This is a genomic window from Brevundimonas sp. UBA7664 (genome assembly GCF_002483305.1).
In the GTDB taxonomy this organism is placed as follows: Bacteria; Pseudomonadota; Alphaproteobacteria; order Caulobacterales; family Caulobacteraceae; genus Brevundimonas.
Genome location: NZ_DLHQ01000011.1, coordinates 1 through 8405 on the forward strand (window position 1 = coordinate 1; position 8405 = coordinate 8405).

Below are 8405 nucleotides of genomic sequence, written 5' to 3' on the forward strand. Positions count from 1 at the left end.
CGCCGCCCGGCGCTGCGGACGAGCCCGGCTGGAGCCCGCGGGCGGAGCAGGCGCGCGCGACCGAGCAGGCCGCGGCGCACCAGACCCTGTGCGACGCCCTGTCGGCGATCGTCCGCGACCCCGCCGGCGACCGCCAGCAGGCCCTCTCGGCCCTGATCCGCGTCTTTCGCTCGCCGGCCATGGACTCGCTGCAGACCCACGGCCAGACCGAACGGTGGCTGGCCCAGCTGGTCGGCTTCGGCGGCCCCGCGGCCGAGGAGCTCGTCGAGCCGGTGATCCAGTTCTTCGGCTGGAACTCCAGCCGCATCGGCGTCGATCTCAGCCATGCCCAGCCGGTGCTTCGCCGCCGCGACGCCGCCGACCTGGTCCGGCGGCTGGAATGGAGCGGGGACCCCGACCACGCCGCCTGGCGGACGCTGACCCGCAAGCCTGCATGGCTGCGGCGGATCATGGAACGCCTCACCCCGGGCCTTGCGCCCCGGGTGGCGGCCCTGCTGGACCGGATCACCTATGATCTGCCCGCGCTCGAACCCCGGCTGAATCCCGAGGCCGTCGGTCTGTGGCGCGCCCGGCTCGCGACGCCGATCCTCGGCCCGATCTTCCTGTGGGTCGTGCTGTTGTCCGGACCGGTCGTCGGCCTGATCGGAAACCAGAACGGCGCCTTCGGCCCCGCGGACGGGCAGACCTTCCTCGCGCTCTGGACCGTCGTCACCGTCGGCCTGTTCGGCCTCGGCGTCGCCTGGCTGTACGCCGTGGCCCGACCGCGCCAGGCCTGGGTGTCGCATGACCCCTGGGGGCGCCCCCTGTGGCTCCGCCTGGGCTGGGCGCCCGCGGCCCTTGCCGCGCCTCTGCTGGGCGGTGTCCTGCCGCCCGGTTGGTGGGTCGCGCCGCTGCTGCTTGTGGCCGGCCTGGGCCTGTGGGGCTGGGCGCGGGTGACCAGCGCCCACATCGCGCGGCCGACCGGCGCGCGCGTCGACTGGAGCCGGTTCTCCGGCGTCGCCCCGGTCTTCGCCTTCCTGCTGCTCCAGGCCGAACTGGTCGGCCCGCACGGGCCCGGGCTCGCCATGGGCCTCGTCGCGGCCGCCCTCGTGCTTCAGACGGGCGCCGACGCCGTGGCCGATGAACGGGCGCACCAGTCCCGCCACGGCCGGACCATCGCCGCCGGCGAGATGACCGCCGTCGTCCTGGCGATCGCGGCCGTTCTGGCCGCGGCCGCCACCGGGGTCGGTTTGCCCCAGGCGGCGGGCCTGGTCATCGCCATCGCCCTGGCGGACCGCGCCCTGGCGTGGAACCGTGTCGGCGCGCTGTTGACCGCCCGTCGCTTTGTGCTGCTGTGCGGATGGCTCGGCGGCTTCATCGTCGCGGCCCTGCTGCCCTATGACAGCTTCGGGACCCAGGCCTTCGTCGCGCTCGCCCTCTGGCTCCTGTCAGCCGCCGCCGTGACGGCCCTGCATGGCCTGATCGACGGGCTCGGTCTCTTCGCCGGCGCCGGGGGCGACAAGCGGGGCCGCAAGCGCCGGCCGGGCGACCTCGCCTGATCAGGTCCGTCACGGTGGCCACGGCGGCCGGCACCGACTATATGGCCGCCTTCGACCGCGCGACCTCCCCGTCGCCCTCCAAACATCCCCGCGCGTGTCCAGGGTTTCCATGGCTCCCCGTCCTCCTCTCGTCGCCCTCAAGAACCTCCGTCTCCAGGACGGCCAGCGCCCGCTGTTCGACGGCGTCGACATCGCCGTCGAGCCGCGCACCCGCGCCGCCCTCGTCGGCCGCAACGGGGCCGGCAAGTCGACGCTGATGAAGATGGTCATGGGCCTGATCGAGCCCGACGCCGGCGACCGCTCCGTCCAGGCCGGCACCCGCTTCGCCTATGTCGCCCAGGAGCCCGTCATCACCGGCGAGACCCTGCTCGACTACGCCGCCTCCGAAGGGGCCGAGCGCTGGACCGCCGAGGCCTGGCTGGCCACCTTCGGCCTCGACCCCGAAAAGCCCGCCGTCAACCTGTCCGGCGGCGAGATCCGCCGCGCCGCCCTGGCCAAGGCCTTCGCCGAAGAGCCCGATCTGCTGCTGCTCGACGAGCCCACCAACCACCTCGACATCCTCGCCATCGAACTGCTTGAGGAAGAACTCCTCCAGGCCCGGTTCTCGGTCCTCGTCGTCAGCCACGACCGCGCCTTCCTCAACCGCGTCACCCAGTCCTGCCACTGGCTGGAAGGCCGCCGCGTCCGCACCCTGAACAAGGGCTTCGCCGCCTTCGACGAATGGGCCGGCAAGGTTCTGGAAGAGGAAGCCCTTGCCTTCCAGAAGCTGACCAAGACCATCGAACGCGAGACCGCGACCTTCTACAGCTCGATCACCGCCCGCCGCAGCCGTAACGAAGGCCGCGCCCGCTCGCTGGACGCCCTGCGCTCCGAACGCGCCGATCAGGCCAGGGACCGGCCGCGCGAGATGTATCTCGGCGTCGACTCGGGCGGGACTTCCGGCAAGCTGGTGGCGGACCTCAAGGGCGTGACCAAATCGTTTGGCGACCGCGTCGTCATCAAGCCCTTCACCAGCCGCATCCTCCGCGGAGACCGCCTCGCCATCGTTGGCCCGAACGGCGCGGGCAAGACCACCCTGGTCAAGATCATGCTCGGCGAACTCGCGCCGACCGATGGCACGGTGAAGCTCGGCGCCAGCCTGGAGACCGTCTATCTCGACCAGTCGCGCGAAGGCCTCAGGTCGGACATGACCCTGTGGGACGCCCTGACGCCGGGCGGTGGCGACAGCATAATCGTTCGCGGCTTCTCCAAACACGTCGCCGCCTACGCCAAGGATTTCCTGTTCACCGAAGCCCAGTTGCGCCAGCCGATCTCGACCCTTTCAGGCGGCGAGCGGAACCGGCTTCTGCTGGCCCTCGCCCTGGCCAAGCCCGCCAACATGCTGGTCCTCGACGAACCGACCAACGACCTCGACATGGACACGCTCGACAAGCTGGAAGAGCTGCTCGAGACCTATGATGGCACCCTCATCCTGGTCAGCCACGACCGCGACTTCGTCGACCGGCTGGCCACCTCGACCGTCGCCATGAACGGCCGCGGCGACATCGTTGAAACCCCCGGCGGCTGGACCGACTTCATCCGTCAGAACCCCGGCTTCCTGAAGCCCGGCGCCAACCCCCGACCGCAGGACAAGGAGGCGGCGCAGCGCGCTGCTGCGGCGCCTGCCCCCGCCACGGTGGTGGCCGCCGCCCCGAAAAAACCCGGCAAGCTGACCTTCAAGGACGCCCACCGCCTGAAGGAGCTGGAAGGCCTGCTCGCCAGCCTGCCCGAGGACATCGCCCGCCACGACGCCGCCCTCGCCGACCCCGACCTCTACGCCCGCGATCGCAAGGCCTTCGACAAGGCCACCGCCAACGCCGCCCGCGCCCGCGCCCTGCTGGCCGCGGCGGAAGAGGAATGGCTGGAGCTGGAAGCGAGGCGGGAAGCGCTCGCCGGCGCCTGAACGCGGCGTGGTGACGCCCGAAATCCGGCATTTCGATCGAATTTCCGGCCGTTTTCGCGAGCCTGTGCAGAAGTCACAAGACCTTCACATGGCGAAGAAAATTCGAAAATCGTCATAGCGAGCCGGGAGCCCTGCACGATTTATCCCCCAATCCGTCCACAACAGCCCGTTCCGGACCGCTTGCCACATCCGCGGATCGGAGCGAGCTTGATCAGGCCGAGGGACACGGCGGCGCGGAAAACCGGGGAGACCCGGGGATCAAAGCGGACCGGCCCGGCTCTCTGATCGAACGCACCGGGGGGTTTCGACCTTAACGGACGGGAGACAGGATCAAGGCCCAAAGGACCCTTCGAAGGCTTCGGCCGGAGAAGACCGGATGGAACCGGATCGGGATCGATGGACGGCGCGGGGCTCGACCTCGTGGAACGCCGGAGACCAGGAGCGCGACAGGATACAGCTGACCATCACCGGGGTTCGCCTCGCTGATGCCGAAGCCAGGGTTCTGAACCTCAATGGCCAAGTCCAACCCGGACTTGGCGAGGGGACGAGGAAAACCGCTTGCGGGGATCTTCGTCCCCTCGCTCAATTCCGGGCTACGGATTCCGCGAGGGCCAGCTGGGCGATGTCCCGCTGAATCTCGCGCAGGGTTCCCAGGCCATAGCCGTCAGGATCACCGGCGGCGTTTCGCTGGGCGGAGATCAATCCCTCCAGCGCCTCGACGATGTCCGAAAGCGGGCGGCGGGGGACCGGGCGGCGTGCCCCCACCGCGAACAGAAGGGCCTGCGCACGGCCTCGCGCCTCAAGCACATCCATCCCGACATTGCGCCCACCGCCGGATGACCAGTGGCTCGAAGCCAGCCGGGTGTTGGCGTCGGCCAGCTGCCGCGCCAATACCAGAACCAGCGCAGGATAGGCCGAGCGGAGCCCCGGCCCCAGCGCCTCGGGCTTGAGGGCGCGCGCGGTGTCCACGACCGCGCTTTCGAGCGCGGGCGACAGCCCCTCGCCCCTCAGCACGGCGACGGCCTTCACGATCGACCTCAGCCGCCGCTTCTCGAACATCCGGTCGATCCAGCCCATGGTGCTCCACTCTGCGGTCCTTGCGCGAAACGTCGGGCCAGCTTCAGGCCTACCGTTATGGTGGTCAATGCAGGCCGGCTCCGCCGCCCTTCCCTTCCCCACGGCCGAGCCTTAATTCAGGGTCATGACCTTGCGTGGGACTCGCCACTTCTCGCCTGATCGCCGCGCCCTTCTGGCCGGCGCAGCCGCCCTGGTCGTCGGCGGACCGGGCGTCGCGCTCGCCCATCCCTTCGCATCCAGTCAGCAAGAGCCGCCGCTGGACGAAGCGGCCGCCACCCGCGCCGTGATCGAGGCTTTGAAGCCGCTGGCAATGCCGGCCATCGTTCTGGAAGACGCCCCCGGTCCGTTGGTGCTCCGGCTCGGCGGCCAGCCGCGACTGCCCGCGTCGATCGGATGGCCCGACCGGAAGGGCCGGCCGCTGTCGTTCATCGCCGAACTGGATCTGGCCGCCCTGCGCGCGGTCGGTGGCCCGGACTGGTTGCCGGCGTCGGGCATCCTCCACCTGTTCTTTGACGCCGCGGAGGAGCCCTGGGGCTTTGACCCGGCCGATCACGACGGCTGGAAGGTCCTGATGACGGACGGTGTCGCAGCTGACACACGCCCGCCTCCGCCCGGCCTCCCCGCGACCGGACTTTCGCGCCGGTCAGGCTCGCCGGTCGTTCCGCCCTGACCTACCCTACCACCGAAAGGGTCGCCCTGCCGCCGGAGGTGGGCGGCGCGTTCGACTTTGAGGCGGTCCACGCGTTCATGGACGCCGCGCTCGGCGACGGTCCCCGGCATCAGGTCGGCGGCTTCCCCAGCCCGATCCAGGGCGACGGGATGGAGCTCGAGGCGCAGCTTGCTTCGAACGGCGTCTATATGGGCGGGCCTGACAGTTACACGGACGCGCGGATCGCGGCCCTCGAGCCGGGCGCCGCCGACTGGCGGCTGCTGCTGCAGATCGACAGCGACGACTCCGCCGGGCTCATGTGGGGCGACACCGGGACCCTCTATGTCTGGGTCCGGGAACAGGATGCCCGCGTGGGCGACTTCAGCCGCGTCTGGATGATCGTCCAGTCCGCATGAGGCCAATCCCTTCCATTCCACCCGCCTGAGCCGTACATCACGGCCATGACCTTGCGCGGGAATCGCCCAGCTTCGCCCCACCGCCGCGCCCTGCTGGCCGGGGCCGGCGCATTGGCGGCCACGGCGGCGCTCGCCGGCTGCCAGGGCGCCGAGGCCCCGGTCGACGAGGAAGGCCGCGTACGCCTGCGCTTCGCCACCGACTGGCGCGCCCAGGCCGAGCACGGCGGCTTCTACCAGGCCCTGGCCTCGGGGGCCTATGCCAAGCGGGGCCTGAACGTCGAGATCATCCAGGGCGGTCCCGGCGTCAATGTGCCCCAGCTGCTGGCCTCGGGCGCGGTCGAGCTCGGCATGGGCTCCAACAGCTTCATCCCGATGAATCTCGTCGCCGAGGGCGCCCCGGTGAAGGCCGTCGCCGCCTTCTTCCAGAAAGACCCCCAGGTCCTCATCGCCCACCCCGACCCGGCGCTGGAAAGCATCGCCGATCTGGCCGGTCGCCCCTTCCTTCTGGCCACCGCCTCACGCGACGCCTTCTGGGTCTGGCTCAAGGCCAAATACGGCTTCACCGACGACCAGGTCCGCACCTACAATTTCAACCCCGCGCCCTTCCTCGCCGACGAGCGGGCGGTGCAACAGGGCTATCTGACCAGCGAGCCGTACAGCATCGAACAGGCAGCCGGCTTCGAGCCGAAGGTCTTCCTGCTGGCCGACGAGGGCTACCCCTCCTACGCCGCCATGGTCCTGGCCCCCAATGCCTTCGCCCGCGACAACGCCGCCGCCCTGCGCAGCTTCATCGCCGCCTCGGTCGAGGGCTGGCGCGACTATATCCAGGGCGACGGCAAGGCGGCGGACGCCCTGATCCGCAAGGCCAACCCCGAGATGACCCAGCCCATTCTCGACCAGGCCCGCGCCCGGCTGAAGGCCAATGGCATCGTCGACGGCGGCGACGCCGCCCTTTACGGCCTCGGCGCCATGACCGCCGAGCGCTGGCAGGCCTTCTTCGAGGTGACGTCCGAGGCCGGAGTCTATCCGTCCAATCTGGACTGGCGTCAGGCCTTCACCACCCAGTATCTGCCCGGCCGTGGCCGGAGCTGACGCCGCGGCGTCGCTGGACGGCGTCCTCGTCCGCTATCCCGGCCGCGCGCCGCTCGGCCCCGTCGACCTCGTCGTCGCCCCCGGCGAGATCGTCGCCATCGTCGGCGCGTCGGGGGCCGGCAAGTCCACCGTCCTGCGCCTGCTGGCGGGCCTCGAGACGCCGTCCGACGGCGCCGTCGCGACACCCCCCGGCCGCACCGGCTTCGTCTTCCAGGCCGCGACCCTGATGCCCTGGGCCGACGCCCTCGCCAATGTCGCCCTGCCGCTGGAGCTGGCCGGACTGGCCCGCCCCGAGGCCCACGCCCGCGCTGCGGAAGCCCTCGCCGCCGTCGGTCTCGGCGACCGGCTCGACGCCCGCCCGCGCCAGCTGTCCGGCGGCATGGCCATGCGCGTCGCCCTCGCCCGCGCCCTGGTCACCGAACCGGACCTGCTGCTTCTCGACGAACCCTTCGCCGCCCTCGACAGCGTCACCCGCCGCCGCCTGATCGAGGACCTGCACCGTCTCTGGACCAGCCGCGCGCCGCGCCCGGCCATCGTCTTCGTCACCCATGACGTCGAGGAGGCGGTCTATCTCGCCGGACGAACCCTGGTGCTGGACGGGGCGACCGGACGGGTGGCGGCCGAACTCGCCTCGCCGGGGTCGCTGCCCAGACCCGCGGGCTGGCGCGCGGACGCCGGCTATCGGGCGGCGGTGGAGGCCCTGGCCGCCGCCCTCGCCCGGGCCATGCCGGCCCTCCCCGTCGAGGCCGGCGGATGACCCGCCTTCTGCCGCCCCTGCTTCTGGCCGCCCTCCTCCTCGCCGTATGGGAGCTCGCCTGCCGCCTGCTCCAGCTCCCGCCGTGGTTCCTCCCCCCGCCGAGCGCCGTGGCCGCAGCCCTGGTCGACCGCGCGCCGATCCTCGCCGCCTCCGCCGCGGCGACCTTCTGGATGGCCCTCCAGGCTCTGGCCCTCGCCGCCTTGCTGGGCGGCGGCCTGGCCTTGGCGGTCTCGCTCAGCCGGCCGGCGGAACAGGCCGTCCGGCCGCTCGCCGTCGCCCTCCAGGTCACGCCGGTGGTCGCCATCGCCCCGCTGGTGATGATCTGGGCCGGGCTGGATCACGCCGACCGCGCGGTGGTGGCCCTGGCCGCGGCGGTCGCCTTCTTCCCCCTCTTCTCCGGCGTCCTGACGGGACTGAAGTCGGCCGATCCCGATCTGGAGCGGCTGTTCGACCTGTACGGCGCCTCGCCGGTCCAGCGCCTGATCCGCCTGCGCCTGCCCGCCGCCCTGCCGTTCGTGCTGGAGGGACTGCGCGTCGCCGCCGGACTGGCCGTGATCGGCGCGGTGGTGGCCGAGTTCGTCTCCGGCTCGGGTGCGACCCAGGGCCTGGCCTGGCGGCTGCTGGAGGCCGGCAATCGCCTGCGCACCGCCGACATGCTGGCCGCCCTGGCCTGTCTGATGGCCATGGGCCTGGCGCTGAACCTCGTCGTCAGCGTGCTGGAGCGGGCCGTCCGGCGGCGGCTTTCGTGAACGGTCCCCGGACGTTAGCGACGGGTTAAGCCCGGCGCGGCTAGCGTGGACCTTCACATCCGCGTCCGGAGACGCCCCTTGCGCCGCGCCCCGATCCTGACGACCGCCCTCCTCGCCGCCGCCGGCGTCGTGCTGTTCGCCGGCGCCGCCGCGGCCCAAAGCGCCGGGGGTCCGGGCGCCGGGGC

At 71.7% G+C, this 8405-nt stretch carries 8 protein-coding genes; 7 read left to right on the forward strand and 1 reads right to left on the reverse strand.

The window, feature by feature from the left end:
- Both B2742_RS02015 and B2742_RS02020 read left to right on the forward strand, forming a co-directional pair.
- The coding region (locus B2742_RS02015; RefSeq protein WP_292062335.1) for a hypothetical protein at window positions 1-1538 on the forward strand (1538 nt) is incomplete at its 5' end.
- A gap of 109 nt (window positions 1539-1647) precedes the next feature.
- The gene (locus B2742_RS02020) at window positions 1648-3480 is read left to right on the forward strand and encodes an ABC-F family ATP-binding cassette domain-containing protein (RefSeq protein ID WP_292062337.1); all 1833 of its coding nucleotides are present in this window, start codon (window positions 1648-1650) and stop codon (window positions 3478-3480) included.
- Window positions 3481-4062: 582 nt separating this feature from the next.
- Here the strand turns inward: B2742_RS02020 and B2742_RS02025 are convergent.
- Entirely contained in the window at window positions 4063-4557 is a 495-nt protein-coding gene (locus B2742_RS02025) for a hypothetical protein (protein ID WP_292062339.1), read from the reverse strand.
- 124 nt (window positions 4558-4681) lie between these two features.
- Here B2742_RS02025 and B2742_RS02030 point away from each other — a divergent pair, with 124 nt between their 5' ends.
- The 5 genes from B2742_RS02030 (at window position 4682) to B2742_RS02050 (ending at window position 8220) form a co-directional block, all read left to right on the forward strand.
- Window positions 4682-5227 (forward strand): DUF1963 domain-containing protein, encoded by a 546-nt coding sequence (locus B2742_RS02030; protein ID WP_292062341.1) that lies wholly within the window; start codon window positions 4682-4684, stop codon window positions 5225-5227.
- A 77-nt stretch (window positions 5228-5304) separates the two neighbouring features.
- Window positions 5305-5622 carry a DUF1963 domain-containing protein gene (locus tag B2742_RS02035; RefSeq protein ID WP_292062343.1) on the forward strand — a complete coding sequence of 106 codons (318 nt, stop codon included), beginning with the start codon at window positions 5305-5307 and terminating at the stop codon, window positions 5620-5622.
- Window positions 5623-5667: 45 nt separating this feature from the next.
- Window positions 5668-6714 (forward strand): ABC transporter substrate-binding protein, encoded by a 1047-nt coding sequence (locus tag B2742_RS02040; RefSeq protein ID WP_292062346.1) that lies wholly within the window; start codon window positions 5668-5670, stop codon window positions 6712-6714.
- Window positions 6701-7471 (forward strand): ABC transporter ATP-binding protein, encoded by a 771-nt coding sequence (locus B2742_RS02045; protein WP_292062348.1) that lies wholly within the window; start codon window positions 6701-6703, stop codon window positions 7469-7471. Before B2742_RS02040 ends, B2742_RS02045 begins: the two co-directional genes overlap by 14 nt.
- The gene (locus tag B2742_RS02050; protein WP_292062350.1) at window positions 7468-8220 is read left to right on the forward strand and encodes an ABC transporter permease; all 753 of its coding nucleotides are present in this window, start codon (window positions 7468-7470) and stop codon (window positions 8218-8220) included. The genes B2742_RS02045 and B2742_RS02050 overlap by 4 nt, the downstream gene beginning before the upstream one ends.
- The last annotated feature ends 185 nt before the right edge of the window (window positions 8221-8405 follow it).